16 protein-coding genes are annotated in these 16364 nt (G+C 70.5%); 5 read left to right on the top strand and 11 right to left on the bottom strand.

The genetic code is table 11. From position 1 onward, the window contains the following. Nucleotides 1-409: 409 nt before the first annotated feature. Nucleotides 410-1828, top strand: coding sequence for an amidase (locus ON29_RS06545; RefSeq protein WP_040865240.1), 1419 nt, complete (start codon nucleotides 410-412; stop codon nucleotides 1826-1828). Nucleotides 1829-1934: 106 nt separating this feature from the next. On the opposite strand, the gene ON29_RS06540 is transcribed toward ON29_RS06545, so the two are convergent. The 7 genes from ON29_RS06540 to ON29_RS06510 form a co-directional block, all read right to left on the bottom strand. After that, a complete protein-coding gene (locus tag ON29_RS06540) occupies nucleotides 1935-2939 on the bottom strand; it encodes a cation diffusion facilitator family transporter (RefSeq protein ID WP_040865239.1) in 1005 nt (334 codons plus the stop codon). Nucleotides 2940-3074: 135 nt separating this feature from the next. Then, nucleotides 3075-3443: a fluoride efflux transporter CrcB gene (crcB, locus tag ON29_RS06535; RefSeq protein WP_040865309.1), complete on the bottom strand. Its 369-nt coding sequence runs from the start codon at nucleotides 3441-3443 to the stop codon at nucleotides 3075-3077. Continuing rightward, nucleotides 3440-3934: a fluoride efflux transporter FluC gene (locus ON29_RS06530; RefSeq protein WP_306307210.1), complete on the bottom strand. Its 495-nt coding sequence runs from the start codon at nucleotides 3932-3934 to the stop codon at nucleotides 3440-3442. Before ON29_RS06530 ends, crcB begins: the two co-directional genes overlap by 4 nt. A 57-nt stretch (nucleotides 3935-3991) precedes the next feature. Continuing rightward, complete coding sequence (locus ON29_RS06525; protein WP_051174917.1) at nucleotides 3992-4441, bottom strand: universal stress protein; 450 nt, start codon at nucleotides 4439-4441, stop codon at nucleotides 3992-3994. A gap of 58 nt (nucleotides 4442-4499) precedes the next feature. Continuing rightward, a complete protein-coding gene (locus ON29_RS06520) occupies nucleotides 4500-5954 on the bottom strand; it encodes a flavin monoamine oxidase family protein (RefSeq protein ID WP_085994836.1) in 1455 nt (484 codons plus the stop codon). A 184-nt stretch (nucleotides 5955-6138) separates the two neighbouring features. Next, entirely contained in the window at nucleotides 6139-6720 is a 582-nt protein-coding gene (locus ON29_RS06515; protein WP_040865237.1) for a TetR/AcrR family transcriptional regulator, read from the bottom strand. A 6-nt stretch (nucleotides 6721-6726) separates the two neighbouring features. Then, complete coding sequence (locus tag ON29_RS06510; RefSeq protein WP_040865236.1) at nucleotides 6727-7413, bottom strand: crotonase/enoyl-CoA hydratase family protein; 687 nt, start codon at nucleotides 7411-7413, stop codon at nucleotides 6727-6729. A 227-nt stretch (nucleotides 7414-7640) separates the two neighbouring features. Here ON29_RS06510 and ON29_RS06505 point away from each other — a divergent pair, with 227 nt between their 5' ends. Further along, a complete protein-coding gene (locus ON29_RS06505) occupies nucleotides 7641-8888 on the top strand; it encodes a phthiocerol/phthiodiolone dimycocerosyl transferase family protein (RefSeq protein WP_051174916.1) in 1248 nt (415 codons plus the stop codon). 15 nt (nucleotides 8889-8903) lie between these two features. On the opposite strand, the gene ON29_RS06500 is transcribed toward ON29_RS06505, so the two are convergent. From ON29_RS06500 to ON29_RS06485, 4 genes are all read right to left on the bottom strand, one after another. Then, nucleotides 8904-10112 (bottom strand): ROK family transcriptional regulator, encoded by a 1209-nt coding sequence (locus tag ON29_RS06500; RefSeq protein ID WP_040865235.1) that lies wholly within the window; start codon nucleotides 10110-10112, stop codon nucleotides 8904-8906. A 31-nt stretch (nucleotides 10113-10143) separates the two neighbouring features. Next, the gene (locus ON29_RS06495) at nucleotides 10144-11382 is read right to left on the bottom strand and encodes a sugar ABC transporter permease (protein ID WP_040865234.1); all 1239 of its coding nucleotides are present in this window, start codon (nucleotides 11380-11382) and stop codon (nucleotides 10144-10146) included. After that, nucleotides 11379-12152, bottom strand: a complete 774-nt coding sequence (locus ON29_RS06490; protein WP_040865233.1) for an ATP-binding cassette domain-containing protein — start codon at nucleotides 12150-12152, stop codon at nucleotides 11379-11381. The genes ON29_RS06495 and ON29_RS06490 overlap by 4 nt, the downstream gene beginning before the upstream one ends. 72 nt (nucleotides 12153-12224) lie before the next feature. After that, on the bottom strand, nucleotides 12225-13319 hold the full coding sequence (locus ON29_RS06485) for a sugar ABC transporter substrate-binding protein (RefSeq protein WP_245548841.1): 1095 nt from the start codon (nucleotides 13317-13319) through the stop codon (nucleotides 12225-12227). Nucleotides 13320-13698: 379 nt separating this feature from the next. Here ON29_RS06485 and ON29_RS06480 point away from each other — a divergent pair, with 379 nt between their 5' ends. Genes ON29_RS06480 through ON29_RS33635 form a run of 3 tightly spaced genes read left to right on the top strand, consistent with a single transcriptional unit; the run spans nucleotide 13699 to nucleotide 16326 of the window. Further along, nucleotides 13699-14022, top strand: a complete 324-nt coding sequence (locus ON29_RS06480) for a hypothetical protein (protein WP_040865232.1) — start codon at nucleotides 13699-13701, stop codon at nucleotides 14020-14022. Next, on the top strand, nucleotides 14019-15347 hold the full coding sequence (locus ON29_RS06475) for a hypothetical protein (RefSeq protein ID WP_040865231.1): 1329 nt from the start codon (nucleotides 14019-14021) through the stop codon (nucleotides 15345-15347). The genes ON29_RS06480 and ON29_RS06475 overlap by 4 nt, the downstream gene beginning before the upstream one ends. Further along, complete coding sequence (locus ON29_RS33635; RefSeq protein ID WP_051174915.1) at nucleotides 15334-16326, top strand: DUF8176 domain-containing protein; 993 nt, start codon at nucleotides 15334-15336, stop codon at nucleotides 16324-16326. The genes ON29_RS06475 and ON29_RS33635 overlap by 14 nt, the downstream gene beginning before the upstream one ends. Nucleotides 16327-16364 lie beyond the last annotated feature (38 nt).

Below are 16364 nucleotides of genomic sequence, written 5' to 3'. Positions count from 1 at the left end.
GATCGCCGACAGCACGAGCACCATGAGCAGCGACGAACCGAACCCCGCGTCCAGCACTCCGCCGATCAGCGCGCCCGCGCCACAGGCGGCGAGCAGCGCCGATCCGGCCGTCAGCACGACCCTGCCGCGCACCCGGAACGGCCGCCCTTCGCCGTAGAGCACCGCGAAGGCGCCGAACATGACGAACACGGCCGCGTCCGCGTGTCCCAGACCGGTGACGATCGCGGCGGGGACGGCGAACGCCAGCGCGGCGCGCAGCGCCACGCTCCACCGCCTGCCCGCGGGCGGCAGGGCGAACAACAGCGAGCCGACCCGGCCCTTCGGCGGCACCGGATCCGGATATGTCGCCGCCACCTGCTGTCCTTTCCGCTCTGGACGAGCTGCCTGCTGCACACATTAGATTCGGGGGATGACCGCCGACGCTCATATTCCACTACCCACGCGCGTCCACGCCTTCGGTGACGACGCGCTCGGTGACCACGACGCCGTCGCCCTGGCCACCCTGGTGCGCGACGGCGAACTCTCGCCAGGTGAACTCGCCGCCGCCGCGGCGGCGCGCGCCGGGCAGGTCGAAGAGCTGGCGGCCGTCGCCTACCCGAGCTATGCGCAACCGCTGCTGCCCGCCGAGCGGACCGGCGCCTTGTATGGCGTGCCCAGTTTCGTGAAGGACAACACCGACGTGGCCGGGATGCCGACGAATCAGGGCACGGCCGCGTTCCGCGCGCGCCCCGCCGGTGCGCACAGCGGCTATACCCGGCAGTTCCTCAGCACCGGCCTCACCGTTCTCGGCAAGAGCGCCATGCCCGAGTTCGGTTTCAATGCCAGCAGTGAGACGCCGCACCTCGCGCCCACCCGCAACCCGTGGCACACCGGCTATTCGGTGGGCGGCTCGTCGGGCGGGGCCGCCGCGCTGGTGGCGGCGGGTGTCGTCCCGATCGCGCACGGGAACGACGGTGGCGGATCGATCCGGATCCCCGCGGCGTGCGCCGGACTGGTCGGCTTGAAGCCGACGCGGGGACGGCATGTGGTGTCCGGGCTGGCGCGCACGTTGCCGGTCGACATCGTCAGTGAAGGAGTGCTGACCAGGACGGTGCGCGACACGGCGGTGTACACCGCGGCGGCCGAACAGTACTGGCGCAATCCGGCGCTGCCACCGATCGGCCGGGTCGACGGCCCGCCGACCCGGCGCATGCGGATAGCGGTCGTGCTCGACAACCTCGCAGGGCCGCTGGCCGCAGGTCCGACCCGGGAGGCAGTCGAGAATGTGGCGCGTGTCCTCGAGGCAGGCGGCCATTCGGTCGAGCCGGTCCCGCTGCCGTTCGACGCGACGATCGAACGCGCCTTCCTGCACTACTGGGGCCTGCTCGCGGCCGCGATCACCATGACGGGACGGTTCCTCGACCGCCGATTCGACGCGCGCCGCGTGGACGACCTCACCGTCGGCCTCCGCGCCCTCTTCCTCCGCCGGGCCTTGCACACTCCGCTCACGCTCTACCGACTACGCGCGGCGGCGGCCACCTACGAACAGGCACTCGGACCCTACGACGCGGTGCTGCTTCCCACGCTCGGCCACACCACGCCGGAACTCGGCTACCTCAGCCCGACCGTGCCGTTCGACGAACTCATCGACCGATTGCGCGCCTACGTCTGCTTCACTCCGATCAACAACATCACCGGGACGCCGGCCCTCACCGTTCCCGCGGGCCTGACCGACGCGGGGCTGCCCGTCGGTGTGCAGTTCGCCGCCACCCGCGGCAACGAACGCACCCTGCTGGAGCTGGCCTATCTGGTGGAGGCCGAGCGGCCGTTCCCCCGCCTGGATCACTGACCGCGCCAAGACACCGCACTACACGGTGCCGCCGATTCCGTGGGGCGTCGAACGTAGCTGCGGGACATCCCGCCCGCCATCGTCCATGCGCGTGGTGCCCGGTAGGTCAGGGCGCGGCGTTCGCCGCGGATGACGGGCGGTCGCGGTGCACCGGGCCGTGGGCGTCGTCGCAGTGGTCCTCCAGCACCGGCAGCAGGCGCTGCGCCTCCGCGCCCGCCGAGGAGGTGACGGCGTGGGTGTGATCGACCTGCAACGTGGTGTGGGTGATGCCGTAGTCGTGATCGAGCAGATGCTCGATCCGCTGACGCAGTCCGTGGCAGTCCGCACCCGCGCGGACCAGCACATGCGCCGACAGGGCGATGTCACCGGAGGTGATCTGCCAGACGTGCAGGTCGTGCACCTCGTCGACGCCCTCGATGTCCACCAGTCCGCGCCCGAGCGCGTCCGGATCGACGCCCGCGGGCGCCGCCTCCAGGAAGATCCGGCCGGATTCGCGCACCAGCCCGAGCCCCGCCTTGACCATCAGCGCGACCACGATCAGCGTGGCGATCGCGTCCGCCCTGGCGAAGCCGGTGGTCAGCACGACCAGGCCGGCAACGGCGGTGGCGATGAACCCGTAGAGGTCGTTGAGCACATGCTGGAAGGCGCCCTCCACGTTGAGACTGGAGCGGTTGGCCTTGCTGATCGCCCAGGTGGCCGCGATATTGACCACCACACCGGCCAGCGCGGTCGCCAGCACGAGGCCACCGGTCACCTCGGGCGGCTCCAGCAGACGGCGCACGGCCTCGTAGGTGAGCCAGCCCGCCAGCACGAGCAACGTGACTCCGTTGGCCTGCGCCGAAAGGATCTCGGCGCGCTTGTAGCCGTAGGTGTACTTGCCGTTCGCCGGGCGGGCCGCGAGCCGGATCGCGATGAGCGCGAGGACAATGGACGCGGCGTCGGTGAGCATGTGCGCCGCGTCCGACAGCAGCGCCAGCGAGTTGGCCAGCACGCCGATCACGACCTCGACCGACATGAAACCGGCGATGAGGGCCAGCGCGATGGTCAGCCACCTGCGATCGGCCGCACCCGACAGCCCGTGCCCGTGCGCGTGACCATGTTCGTGTCCCATCGACCCAGACCCCTTCCAGCACCGAATGTATGCGCATATCTGCATCTGTCACGTCAGCTTAGCCGACCCCGAGCGGCGCGCGACAGTGCGGCGAAGTGAGCTGGATCACGTCGCACACGCGCTCGTCGGCGCGGGTCAGCCGAACAGGGCGTGCACTGCCGCATAGGTCGACACCGTCGCGATCAGCCCTGCGGCGACACTGACCACCACGTTCATCGCCGCGAAGAAATAGGCACCGCGCTCGGCCAGCCGCAGGGTTTCGTAAGCGAAGGTGCTGTAGGTGGTCAGCGCTCCACAGAGTCCGGTGCCGAGCAGGACGAACAGCGGCGAGGCCAGCGCCGTCCCCGCTCCGCTGAGCGCGCCGAGCACGAGACAGCCGATCAGATTGACCGAGAACGTGCCCCAGGGGAACAGGCTGTCGCGGCGATCCTGCACCGCGCGGTCGATGAGATATCGCAACGGCGCGCCGATCGCACCCCCTACGAGAACCAGAAGCACGGTCATGACGCCCTCCTCCACCCGTGCCGCAGGCGCTCGTATCCGGCCCTGGTGAGCCACATGGCGATGAGGGTGGCCAGCAGGGCGCAGATCAGGGTGCCCGCCAGATAACCGGCGGCGACGAGGATCGTGCCCGGTCGCAGCAGACCGCGGACCTCGTTGGCGTAGGTCGAGAAGGTCGTGAACCCGCCCAGCACGCCCACCCCGAGGAAGGGGCGCAGCAACCGGTGGACAGTCCAGATCTCGGTCACCGCGACCATGAGCACGCCGATCGCGAAGCAGCCCGCGACATTGGTGACGAAGGTGGCCAGCGGGAAGTGCCCGGGGCGGCCGGGCAACCCCTGGGCGAGACCGTAGCGCGCGAGCGCACCGAGCGCCCCGCCGAGGGCGACGACCACCGAGGCCGAGCCATGGGTTCGCCAGAAATCCCGCCGTCGCGCGGGGCCCCGCGCGCGATCGGCGATGCCTGCCGGTTCCTCGGTCAGTTCATCGGTCACGCAGAACTCTTACCCGAAGCCTTCGCGGCGGCGCCACCGCGGGCAACGACGCCGCACTCACTCCTGCCCGGCCTTCTCGACGCCGTCGTGCGCGACGAGAACCGAACACCCGACGTGCCGTGCGGCCTTCTCCGCGGTGCTGCCCATGAAACGCCCCCAGATGCCCGAGTGCCCGCTGCGCCCCAGCACCAGCAGGTCGGCATCGTGATCGGCGGCGGCCGTGGCCAGTTCCCGCGCCGCCTGACCCGCGCGGAGTTCGGCCCGCACCGCGATGCCGCGCTGTTCGGCGGTCTCGGCGGCGGTGGCGAGCCATCGGCGGCAGGTCTGTTCCCCGATCGAGCGTTCGTCCTCGATCTCACCGACCACCGGGCCGTAGTGCGGCAGATACTCTTCGACCGCGACGACCGTGAGCGCGGCGTGGTGCACCGACGCCAAGTCGAGCGCCATCGTCAAGGCGGCCCTGGCGCCGGGCGAGTCGTCGTAACCCACCACGATCCGCTGGAACACCTCTCCATTGTGATCCCTCCCCCAGGCCGGAGCCAGCCTTCTGGCAACCTTGCGGCAATCAGGCTGTCGCGACGGCACGATCGGCCGCCAGCACTTCGGCGGCCGCGCGCTCGCCCGAGCGGATCGCCCCCTCGATGTAGCCCGACCACTCCGTGGCTGTTTCGCTTCCGGCCCAGTGGATCGCGCCGACCGGGTGGCGCAGCGCCGAGCCGAGGGTGGTCAAGACGCCCGGCGGGAAGAAGGAGTTGTAGCCGCCGCGGGTGAATGGATCGTCGGCCCAGACCTTTTCGTGCCACTCGATCGGCTCGCGGGCGACGTGCCCGAAGGCGCGCACGAGCGAACCGATGATCATGGCGCGTCGCTCGCCGGGGGGTAGGGCGGCCAGCCGTTGCGCGGCCCGGCCCGGCACCAGCGCGCCGAGCACGCCCGGACCGCCGGGGCGGGTCGCGTCGAAGGTGACCGGCACCGGATCGTGCAGGTTCAGCGACTGGCCGGTGAACGAGTCGTCGCGCCAGAACGGCCTCTCGTAGACCGCGAACGATTTCAGGACCGAGCCCATCGGCATGCGCTGGGTCAGTTGGTCCCGCGCGGCGGGCAGCGGTGGGTCGTAGGCGATGCGTCCGGCCAGGGTGGGCGGCACCGCCACGATCACGTGCCCGGCGTCCACGTCACCGGAGTCGGCGCTCACCCGCACACCGTCCGCCCTCTGACGGATACTCGTGACCGCCGCGCCGAGACGCACCGCGTCGCCCAGTTCGGCGGCGATGGCCAGCGCGGGCCCATCGGCGCCGTCGACGAACAGGCGGGTCACCGTCTCGGCGGTGATCCCCGCCTCGACGCCGCCCGCCGAGCGAATCGTGGTGAGCAGACCGAGCATCGAGATGCTGCCCACGTCGACGCACAGCTCCTCGCCGATCATCACCTCCGCCAGGTTCCGCGCGCGCCGCTCCGGCACGTTCCGGCGCAACCACGTCGCCGCGGTCATCGCGTCCAGCCGGTCCGCGCCCGGTGTGGTCCACGGGCGGGCGAGGTCGATGCGGGCGGCCATCCGTTCCATCCGCCACATGGCCTGGGCGAGCACGAGCAGGACGAACGTCGGAAGCGGCGGGCGGGCGCCGGCGAACGGCCGCCGGACCACTCCCTCCACCAGCAGGTCGACCCCTTCGGGCGGCGCGAAGGTCGCGGCGCCGTACTCCTCGGCCAGCGCGGCGAATCGCGTGTGCGCGCCCGAGATCCACTGTCCGCCCAGATCGACGGCCCATCCGTCCCCGACCCGCGCGGTCAGCGTGCGACCGCCCGCACGGTCACTCGCCTCCAGGACGACGACATCCCGACCGGCCGCTCGCAACGTCCGCGCCGCACACAGCCCGGCATATCCCGCCCCGACGACTACCACGTCCGCACGGTCCATGGTGGCCTCCCGTCGCCGCACCGAAACTCGACAACCACTGTCGATCACCCGTGGCCGATCCGCAACCGGCGCGGAGATCCGCGTGCGAGCGCCGACGGCCATCGATGCCGCGCGACCCGGGCCGCACTGCGGTGAACAGCAGGCGACGGTGTGCCGGTTCGTGCATCGGCGGCGAGTCACCGCGCCACGCTCGGCGCGGACCCGCGTCCGGTGGGCTGCGCTACTCGATCGTTCGTTCACGTCCCCGTCTTGTGGTGAGCAGCGATCGACCGCGGTCGTCGAGCGGCTAACGCCTCAGCGTGGCGAGGGCGGCGACGGCGGCATCCTGGAAGGTCGTGGTCAGCGAGCGCGGCGGCGACGATACCCGCCCGCGCACCCACTGCCTGCAATACTCCTGCGCCGGTCCGACGCAGATCGCGTGGGCCACCGGATAGCCGTCGCCGCCCCCGTCCGCGCTTGCGAGCAGCTCTCGGTACCTGCGCCGCAGCGCGGCGAAGAAGGCCCGATTGTGCTGGGCCAGTTCGGGCTCGGCGGCGCGCGCCACCTCGTCCGGCAAGGTGGCGAACAGGAAGCGGGCGAGGTCGCGATGATCCTGCACCCAGCCGAGATGGGCCGCGAGCATCGCGCGGATCGCCCGCTCGGGACCGATATCCGGCGCGTCGAGGTGGTCCAGTACCGTCCGCTGATAGTCGAGCATCCCGCAGACGTAGACCGCGGCGGCCAATTCGGCTTTCGATCCGAACGCGTGGAACATGCTGCCGCTGGACAAGCCCAGCCGATCGCGCACGCCGGCCATCGTGAACGACGGATACCCCTTGGCCAGAAGCTGTTCGGTCGCCTCGGCCAGGATCCGCTCCCGGGTGCGCACGGCCCGCTACGCGCCGAACTCGGCGTCGATGCCGGACCGGACCGCGGCGAGCACCTGCGCACGCACCCGCAGTTTCGTCCCGGCGTGCGCCGCGAAGTCGATTCCGGTCAATCGGTGCGCTTCGGCCGTCGCGCGCGTGCGCAGGTCGTCCGCGTCGGCGGCGAGCACGTCGAGAAAGCCCAAATCCCTGGCCTCCTCGGGCCCCACCAGGATTCCGGTGTTCGCCGCCCGGTCGAAGCCGGGCGCGGTGAGCCGGTGCCGCGCCGCTTCCACGCCGTAGTGCGGGATGGTCAGCCCGATGGCGACCTCGTTGAGGCCCAGCTTGAAATCCCCCGTGACACCGAATCGCACGTCCGTGGCCAGCAGCGTGAACGCCCCCTGGGCGATCGCGTGCCCCGGACAGGCCGCCACGACGGGATACGGGAAACCGAGTAGCCGATGGACCAGGTTGCCGCCGGCTCGCAGAGTACGGCGGATGTCGTCGACGGAACGGGAGAACGTCGCCAGGTCGTAGCCGGCCGAGAACATCCGGGGGCGCCCGGTCAACAGGACGACCGCCCGGTCGGCCTCGGCCCGGTCCAGGGCGGCGGCGATGGCGCCGATCATGTGCTCGGACATGACATTCGCCTTGCCGTCGTCGAGCGTGATCGTGGCGACCCCGCCGTCGAGCCGGTAGGTGACGAGTTCGGTCATGGCAGCCTCCTCTAGAGCAGAACTCTAGAGTATCACTCTAGAAGCTGGCGCAGCTAACCCTGGGCTCCGAGCCGGAGGGTGGGTCTCGGACGAGGTGTCGTTACGGCAACGAGACGAAACGGCGGCCGCAGATCAGCCGATACAGGAAACACATGATGCTGCCGAAAAATCCTGGCGCGTCCAGGCTTCGGACTAGCCTCGGGACAGGCTCAGGTGAAGGAAGCGACATGACCGCAGCAACCGTCATCCGCCCGCTGGCGCCGAGCGAGGAGATCTTCGCCAACAGCGAAGTGCTCGTCGGCTATTCGCTTCGGGTCGCGGGGCGGTTGGATCTCGCCGCGCTGTCGGCGGCGTTCGAAACCGTGGTTCGCTCCCGCCCGATCCTCGGCGCCCGCCTGGAGCCGGACGGGCGCGGCGGGCACCTTCTGCTCGAATCACCGGGAGCCGCACCGGAGCTGACGGTCGCCGAAGCCGCTCCCGAGCGGTTGCTCACCGGCGCTCGGCTGGACCAGCGCACCGCGGTCACCGCGCTGAGCGTCGTCCGCGACGGCGCCGGCGCGGGGGTCACCTTGGTGACCCACCACAGCGTCGCGGATGCCTATCATTCGCTGGCCGTGTTCGCCGAGCTGTGGTCCTGCTACACCGACCTCGTCCGAAGCGGGCAGGCCGACCTGCCCCCGCACGGCTTCCCGCGTCCGGTGGAAGACCTGCTGCACGAGCGCGGAGTGCGGAAGATCGACGCCCCGGCCGTGCCACACCGCCCCATGGAGGTCGCCCGGAGTGGCTCGGGCCCGGAGGATCCGGGCTACCTCGTCCCCCGCACCGCACGCTGCAGGCTGACCCGGAAGCAGACCGCGGCGCTGGTCGAGCTCGGGCACCGGGAGCACACCACGATCAACGGCCTCGCCTCCGCCGCGATCCTGCTCACCGAGGCCGAGTTGCGCGGGCTGCCGCTCACCGACCTGTCCTACACCTACTCGGTCGACCTGCGCAGCCGGGTGACGCCACCGATCGGGATGACCGAAGGCACCAACGTGCTCGGCTTCGCGAACTTCGCCCCGGCGCGGCGGACCGGCGCGACGCTCGTCGATCTGGCCCGCGACATCAGCGATACGCTGCGCGCCGGACTCGACACGGGCATGGTGCAGCAGACCCCGCTGCACATCCCCGAGATCACCGCGGGCCCTCCACCGCGCGCACCGGGAATCGTGCTGGCCACCAACTGGGGACGCGTGCGCAGACCACGGGTGCCGGACGAACTGCGGATCACCGACTTCCGCTCGATCATGCTCGGCAAGCCGGACAAGACCGGGCACCGGCTCCAGCAGCCGAGCGGCACCATCATCATCAGCACCTTCGACGACCGCCTGAGCATCGAGATCCACCACCCCGAGGAAACCACCGAGGAACAGCGGGTGCGCGTACGACTGCTCGCCGGCCACCTGTCGGAGTTCAGCGCGGCAGGGGCCGCGTGAATCCGGCCGGAATCCTCAGGCGCGCGCGGCGGACGGTCGGGCCGGCGTCTGCAACGGATCGGTGAGCACGTCGGTGAAGGCCAGTTCCGCGGCGCCGATCAGGGTCGCGTCACCGCCGAGCGCGCTGGTGCGCAAACGGACCCGTTCGCGGACGGCTTGCAGGCCGTTCACCGCCAACCGGCTGCGCACCTGCGCCGCCGAGGCCAGATAGATCTCCCGCAGCACGCCGCCGAACACCACCACCGACGGATTGAAGACGTTCACCAGATTGGCGACGCCGTACCCGAGCCATTCGCCGACCTGGCGCAGCGCGTCCCGTGCCGTCGTGTCGCCGCGGGCGGCGGCCTCGACGATCGCGTCCACCGCCGCTTGCCCGGGCGGATCGCTGCGACCCGCCGCCGCGATCAACCCGAGTTCGCCCGCTTCGGCCTCCAGACAGCCCCGGGATCCGCAGGCGCAGGGCCGCCCACCCGGATTCACGATCATGTGGCCGACTTCCCCGCCGTAACCGCCGTCCCCACCGAGCAATTCGCCGTTGACGATGATGCCGCCGCCGATGCCGACGTCGCCGTGCAGGTAGATCGAGTTCGCCAGGCCGACGCAGACACCGCGTTCGCGTTCGGCCAGCGCGCCGAGGTTGGCGTTGTTGCCGACCGCGACGCGAAGGCCGAGATCGAGTTCCCTGGTCAGCTCGGCGCCGAACGCGACGTCCACCCAGCCGAGGTTCGGCCCGTACCGCACCACGCCGTCCTCCTCGCGCACCATGCCGCAGAACGCGACCCCGACGCCTACGCACCGAGCGTCGGGCGCGGCCGTGGCGATCATCGCCCTGGCCATCGCCGCGAGCGCGGCGATCACCTCGCCCGGGTCGAACGCGCCGCCGGGACGGGCGGTCTCGGTGCGCTCGAGCACCGAACCGCCCAGCCCGACCCGCGCGGCGGCGAGGCGGTCGGCGCCGACGTCCAGCGCGACGACGTAGACCCGGTCGGCCCGCGGCCGCACCACCAGCGACGGCCTGCCCGCCCGTCCGGTCTGCCCTGGCAATTCCTCGCTCACCAGACCCGCCGCCGCCAGATCGGTGGTGAGCGCGAGAATGGTGCTGCGGTTCAACCCCATTCGCTCGGCGAGCGCGGCGCGCGACACCGCGCCGTCACGGTGCACATGCCGCAGCAACGCGGCGAGATTGCGCGTGCGGATCTCCTCGGGCGAAGGTGCTGCTCGCATTCACCGGGCTTTCGTCACGGGGCTGGGGGGTTCATCGCTGGAGGAGCGCACGCCTACGGGACAGGGCGTCCACTCCGGCCGCCAAGAGCAGCACGAATCCTGTCACAACGAATTTCGTGCCCGCGCTATAGCCCATCAGCCCCATGCCGTTGTTGATCACCGCGACCACCGCGGCGCCCAGCACGGCGTCCAGCATCCGCCCGCGGCCGCCGAACAGGCTGGTGCCGCCGATCACCGCCGCGCCGACCGCAGTGAGCAGCACGTCGCTGCCGCCGGTGTTCGGATCGACGGAGTTCGCGCGCGACGCCGCGATGAGTCCGCCGACCGCCGCCATGGTCGAACACAGCACGAAGGCGGTGATCTTCACGCGATCCACGGCGATGCCCGCGCGTCGGGCGGCCTCGGCATTGCCGCCGACGGCGTAGATGTGCCTGCCGAACGCGGTGCGGTCCAGCACGAACGTCCACAGCAGCAACAGCGCCACGATCAGCGGCACGACGACGGGCATTCCCGCCAGCGAGTGCAACGCGGGGTTGCGGCTGCGCTCGCCGTTGAGCACCAGCACCGCCGCGCCCGCCACGATCGCCAGCAGCGCTACGCGCACCACGACCGCCCGCGCCGTCGTGCCGGTGAGCCCGAGTTTCGTGCGCGCCCGCAACTTCCGGTACTGCACGAGCGCGAATCCGGCGACCAGCACCGCGTACAACGCCCAGCCGATCGCCGGCGGCACGTTCTTGTTCGCGATCGCGACGATCGTCTCGTCGCGGATGGAGATGTTGCGGCCGTTGTCCATGATCTTCAGCGCCACGCCCTGCAGCGCGAGGAACGCCGCCAGCGTCACCACGAACGACGGGATCCCGATCTTCACCACGACCGTGCCGATCACGAGCCCGATCACCACGCCGGTGAGCAGCGACACCAGCACCGCCGCGTACCACGGCCATCCTTTGTCGGTGAGCAGCACGGCGAGCACGGCGGCGCACACACCGCTGGTGAACCCGGCCGACAAGTCGATCTCGCCGAGCAGCAGCACGAAGATCAGCCCCATCGCGATCACCGCGATCGCCGCACCCTGCGTGAACAGATTGGCGAAGTTGGCCTCGGACATGAAGACCGGGCGCGCCGCCCAGAAGACGGCCGAGAGCACGACGAGTGCGATCACCGAGGGCAACGCACCCATGTCGCCGCCGCGCACCCGGCCGACGTAGCCGCTCATCAGGTCGGTCACCGGCGCCGCCGCCGGTCGCCGCTCGGTGGTCACCGCGGTCATCGGGTCGCTCCGCTCGCCTCGAGGCCGAGCGCACCGCTGCGTCCCGCCGTGATCAATTCGACGACCTGCGCGTGCGTCACGTCGGAGGTCCGTACCTGCGCGGCCATCCGGCCGAGGTAGAGCGCGGCGATCCGGTCGGACACCGCGAAGACGTCGTTCATGTTGTGCGAGATGAGCACCACCGCCAGCCCCTGGTCGGCAAGCCTGCGCACCAGCTCGAGCACCTGCTGGGTCTGCGCGACGCCCAGCGCGGCCGTCGGCTCGTCGAGGATCACCACCTTGCTGTTCCACAGCACGGCTTTCGCGATGGCCACCGTCTGGCGCTGTCCGCCGGACAGGCTGGCGACCTGCTGCCGGACCGATTTGACGGTGCGCACCGACAGGCTCGCCAGCGTCTTCCCGGCGAGTTCCTCCATCGTGTATTCGTCGAGCACGAGACCGCGCTTGCGTTCCCGGCCGAGAAACATGTTCTGGACGATGTCCAGGTTGTCGCAGAGCGCGAGATCCTGGTAGACGATCTCGATGCCGAGCGCCGCCGCGTCGCGCGGGCTGTGCACCTGCACCGGCGTGCCCTCGAAGAGGAATTCGCCCGCGTCGATCGGATGGGTGCCGCCGATGCATTTGACCAGCGTGGACTTGCCCGCGCCGTTGTCGCCGACGAGAGCGGTCACCTCGCCGGGATAGGCGCTGAAGGCGACTTCGTGCAGGACGTGGACGGGACCGAAGCTTTTCTCTACTCCGCGTAATTCGATGACCGGCAGTTCGGACATTCGGGTAGCTCCTCCGAAGGATGGAGCCCCTTCCGCAATCCCCTCATCGAACCGCGGAAGGGGCGTGCGATATCAGATTCCGTTGTCCGCGCAGAGTTTCGCGAACTCGCCGGTGCACAGCTCGGCCTTGGTGACGTAACCGTCGGCCACCACGTCCTTGACGTCGCGCGGGTAGATCGGCTTGGGCTCCAGCAGCACCGACGGCACGTCGGCGTTCGACTCCGGGTCGCGCACCGCGCCGTTGGTGCTGCCCTGCTCCCCCTTCACCAGGGCCACCGCGAGTTTCGCGGTCGCCTCGGCCTCCTTCCGGATCGCCTTGTAGACGGTCATGCACTGGTCGCCCGCCAGAACGTTCTGCAGGCCCTGGACCGTGGCGTCCTGCCCGCTGACCGGCACCTGCCCGTTCAGCTTCTGCTTCTTCAGCACCGCTATCGCGGCGTTGGCCAAACCGTCGTTTGCCGCGACAACACCCCCGATGTCCGGCCGACCGGTGAGCATCTGTTCGAAGATGGTGCCCGCCTTCGTATTGTCCCACTCCGGGACGGCCTGATCGGGCCCCTTGACGTACTGGCCCGCGTCGAACCGGGCCTTCAGTACTCCGTCGTAGCCGGTCTTCAACAGCGTGGCGTTGTTGTCGGTCGGTCCGCCGTTGAGATACGCGACCACCGGACGCGCCGCGTTGCGATCGGTCAGGCACTGCGCGACGCCCTCGCCGAGCAGGCTGCCGACCTTCACGTTGTCGAAGGAGACGTAGTACTGGGCGCCGCCGCCGAGAGTGAGCCGGTCGTAGTCGATCACGGTGACGCCCTGCGACTTCGCCTTCTGGATCACCGCTTTGCCGGTGCCGCTGTCCAGGTTGGTCATCACCAGGACCGAGGCGCCGTTGGTGATCATCTGGTCGGCGATGGTCTGGAAGGCGTTCTTGTCGCCCTGGGCGTTCTGGATATCGGCCCGGACGCCCGCGGCCTCGAACGCCTGCTGTAAGTACTTGCGGTCCGCCGTCTCCCAACGGGCGGAGGTCTTGCTGTCCGGGAGGATCACGCCGATCTGCGTTCTGCCGCCGGAATTCGCGGAATCGTCGCCGCACGCGGTGAGCGTGGCGGCCAGGAGCGCGAACGACAACGCGGCAGCGCTGAACATGCCCTTGCGCATGAGTGGGCCTTTCATCACCGGCCGGGACGAGCTCCCGGCCGGTCGGAGTGGAGCGAATGTTGTTCACAGCAACATATTGGACTGTGACGGAGCGCACAACAGCTAATTTGTTGTTTCGAATAACAATCTCGACACGCGCGCGTTTGCTCAGGTGGACGGCCGATGCGGCCGGTGCGGCGAAGGGCGTGAACAGGGACGTCGGCCGACACCAGGGACCATGCCCGCGGACGCGGCGGGATCACGCTCGCGCCGCGCCGCGCGCCGGACACGCGGAAGGGTGGCGGCTATACAAAACGGACCACCGAGGATCGGGCGCATGACAGCGCTCCGGCACAGTACCCTTGGCGGTGAATCATGGCGCGGTAGCGACAGACTGGGATCCGGGAGGGGAACAGTGGACACGCTCAAGCTCGACCCGGCGGCGATGGCCGCCTACACCGCGATTGCGGACGCGGTGTCGAAACAATTGGCGTCGGCGGCCACGGTCGCCTCCGGCGCGGTGGATCCCGACCGGCTGGCCGCCGATCTCGGTCTCGTGGGCGCGGAATTCGCGGCGCGCTTCTCGGCGGCCGTATCCGAACACGCGGAAGCGCTGTCGACCGCCGGACAATTGGTCGGCGCCTACGGCCGGGTCCTGCGCGGTTACAGCGAGAACGCGCAGGAGGTCGACGCCGAAACGGCGGGCGCGATCACCCGTTCGGGGGAGGCACTGGCATGAGAAGCCTTATGGGACTGCGGAAACGCTCGCACACCACCCAGCCCGCCGCCGAGACCACCCGGCCGTCGAGCACCGAACCGGGGGCCGACCCGCCGATCGTGGCCGCGCTGGTCCGCCCGCTGCTGACGCTGCGCTCCTCGCTCGGCACCGGCGTCGGGGTGCCGAGCGCGGCCGCGACCGGGGCGCTCTCGGCCGCCTCCACCCAGGTGGCGGACACCGAGGGCCCGCACCGCGAAGGCCTGCACGCGCTGGAGTCCACCTGGACCTCCCGCGCCGCCGACAGCGCGGTGCCCGCGATGCGCACCACGCAGACCCAGATCGGGGACATCTCCGATCGGGGCCCCGCCTACCTGTCCGTCCTCGCCGACGCGCACGCCACCTCGGGGCGGGCGGCGCGGCAGGTCGACCAGATCATCGCCGACTTCCGGCGCGACGCACGGGAGATCCTGGACAACTCGACCTCCGCGCCGGAGACCGACGCGGTCATCGCCCGCGCCACCCAGGCGCTGCGCGACGCGCTCACCACCGTGACGGCCGCGCGCACCGAAATGGACGACCACACCAGGAGACTCGACGAGATGGGACCGCTCACGGTCACCGCACCGTCCGGCGTCTCCCACGGACAGGGGCAGGCCGTCTACCCCGGCAACTCCGGGCAGGTCGTACCCGGCGCCACCACGCCCGGCGCCACGACGCCCGCCACCACGACACCCATGGATCCGGCCATGGCCGCGCAACTCCAATTGCAGCAGCAGCTGATCTCCGCGGGGGTGGACCTCGGCACCACGGCCATCAACGCGGGCGTCGACATCGGCACGCACATCATCGACAAGATCGCCGAAGTCGGCATCCACGGCATCGACACCGTCGCGGCCGCCGCGGACAAGGCGATCCCGGAACTGATCAACCCGGGCTCGACCACCAACTCCGGTACCTCCGGCACGAATGGCGACGACTCGAAGAATTCCTCGAAGCTGTTCGACTTCGGCGGGTCGCAGGAGCACAAGCCGTCGACCGGGCCCGGTTCGGTGATCCCGCCCGGCAACTCCGCGCCCGCCGCGCGGGCGGACGTGCCGAAGCCGGAAAGCAAGCCGGCGCCAGCGGTCGCACCGCCGGGCGACGCCACGCCGCCGACGCCTGCGGGCAGCCCGGACCGCCCCGTTCATCCCGGCCCGACCGGCGGCATGGTGCTGCCACCTGCTCCGCCGCCGGGCGGCGAGGACCACGAGCACAAGCCGCGCGACGGACAGCTCGGCGTGACCATCCCGTCCGCTGTGACAGCGGTCGTACCGGTGCTGGGCGAATTCGACGATGACACCCCCTGACCGGGAACATCCCAGTCAGGACGCGGGCCAGGCCAATCCGTTCGACACGGGTCTGCCGATGCTGCGCATTCCCGCGAGCAAGCCATCGAAGCGACGGCGTTCACCCGGACGCCGCAAGCAGATTCGTCGACGGGAGCCGGAGTACGAGGCCGCGGAACCGCCGCGCCCGCCGGAACGGCAGAGTGTCCGCCCGCGCCTCGGCGAGTGGGAGCAATGGCTCGAACCCGCGCCACCGGCCGCGCGAGTGCCGCAACCGGTGGCCGCGCAGCAGCGCCCCGCGCCCGTGGAGCCGGAGCCGGTCGAGTCCGCGGACGGCCCTGTCACGACGCCCGGGATCGTCAATCGCTCCGGCATCCATCCCGGCACCCCGGTGCGCCATCCGCGGCGCACCGATCAACAGCGCGGCAACCGCTCACTGACGGTCTTGATCGTGCTCGGCATCGTGGTCGCCACAGTTTCCATCGGCCTGGCCATGATCTACGGGTCCGACGCGAATTCGCGCAAAGTGGCGGCGACGTCGCCACCGGGCACGGCCGGGCCCGCGCCGACCACCTCGGCATCCACCTCACGCGTCAAGCCCCCGTGGGCGATCGCCACGCTGGGATGTGAGCAGAAGCGCACCGCCGACGTCGTTTCCGGCACCGATCCGGGTGGCACCGGCAACGGCCCCGACGCGATCTTCGCCTTCGAGTACGCCTATTACGCCGAACGGTCCGGGTACCGGGCCCGCGCGGTGGTGGCCCCCGACGCGGCGGTCTCGCCCGCCGATCAGATCCAGCGCGGCATCAACCAGGTGCCCGCGGGCACCCGCTACTGTGTCGAGATCTCCCGGGCCGGGGACGGCCCCGACGGCCAAGCGCGGTGGCAAGTCCGGTTGACACAGCAGTTCCCGGAAGAAGAACCGAACACCTTCACCCAGTTCATCACCACGCGTACCGGAACCGATCAAACGCTGATCACCGGGATCACGGCAGGCTGACGCCCGCCGCGATCGATCGAACCGCGCACCGGCTCCGC

This window comes from Nocardia exalbida NBRC 100660 (assembly GCF_000308575.1).
Taxonomy (GTDB): Bacteria; Actinomycetota; Actinomycetes; order Mycobacteriales; family Mycobacteriaceae; genus Nocardia; species Nocardia exalbida.
The sequence above is the reverse complement of the archived record's forward strand: the minus strand, read 5'-3'. Positions and strand labels throughout refer to the sequence as shown.

Coding starts and splice junctions, on each gene's coding strand:
- ON29_RS06545 (WP_040865240.1), top strand. CDS start 410: ATGACCGCCGACGCTCATATTCCACTACCCACGCGCGTCCACGCCTTC.
- ON29_RS06540 (WP_040865239.1), bottom strand. CDS start 2,939: ATGGGACACGAACATGGTCACGCGCACGGGCACGGGCTGTCGGGTGCG.
- crcB (WP_040865309.1), bottom strand. CDS start 3,443: ATGACCGTGCTTCTGGTTCTCGTAGGGGGTGCGATCGGCGCGCCGTTG.
- ON29_RS06520 (WP_085994836.1), bottom strand. CDS start 5,954: ATGGCCGTCGGCGCTCGCACGCGGATCTCCGCGCCGGTTGCGGATCGG.
- ON29_RS06510 (WP_040865236.1), bottom strand. CDS start 7,413: ATGACCGAACTCGTCACCTACCGGCTCGACGGCGGGGTCGCCACGATC.
- ON29_RS06505 (WP_051174916.1), top strand. CDS start 7,641: ATGACCGCAGCAACCGTCATCCGCCCGCTGGCGCCGAGCGAGGAGATC.
- ON29_RS06500 (WP_040865235.1), bottom strand. CDS start 10,112: ATGCGAGCAGCACCTTCGCCCGAGGAGATCCGCACGCGCAATCTCGCC.
- ON29_RS06495 (WP_040865234.1), bottom strand. CDS start 11,382: ATGACCGCGGTGACCACCGAGCGGCGACCGGCGGCGGCGCCGGTGACC.
- ON29_RS06490 (WP_040865233.1), bottom strand. CDS start 12,152: ATGTCCGAACTGCCGGTCATCGAATTACGCGGAGTAGAGAAAAGCTTC.
- ON29_RS06485 (WP_245548841.1), bottom strand. CDS start 13,319: ATGAAAGGCCCACTCATGCGCAAGGGCATGTTCAGCGCTGCCGCGTTG.
- ON29_RS06475 (WP_040865231.1), top strand. CDS start 14,019: ATGAGAAGCCTTATGGGACTGCGGAAACGCTCGCACACCACCCAGCCC.
- ON29_RS33635 (WP_051174915.1), top strand. CDS start 15,334: ATGACACCCCCTGACCGGGAACATCCCAGTCAGGACGCGGGCCAGGCC.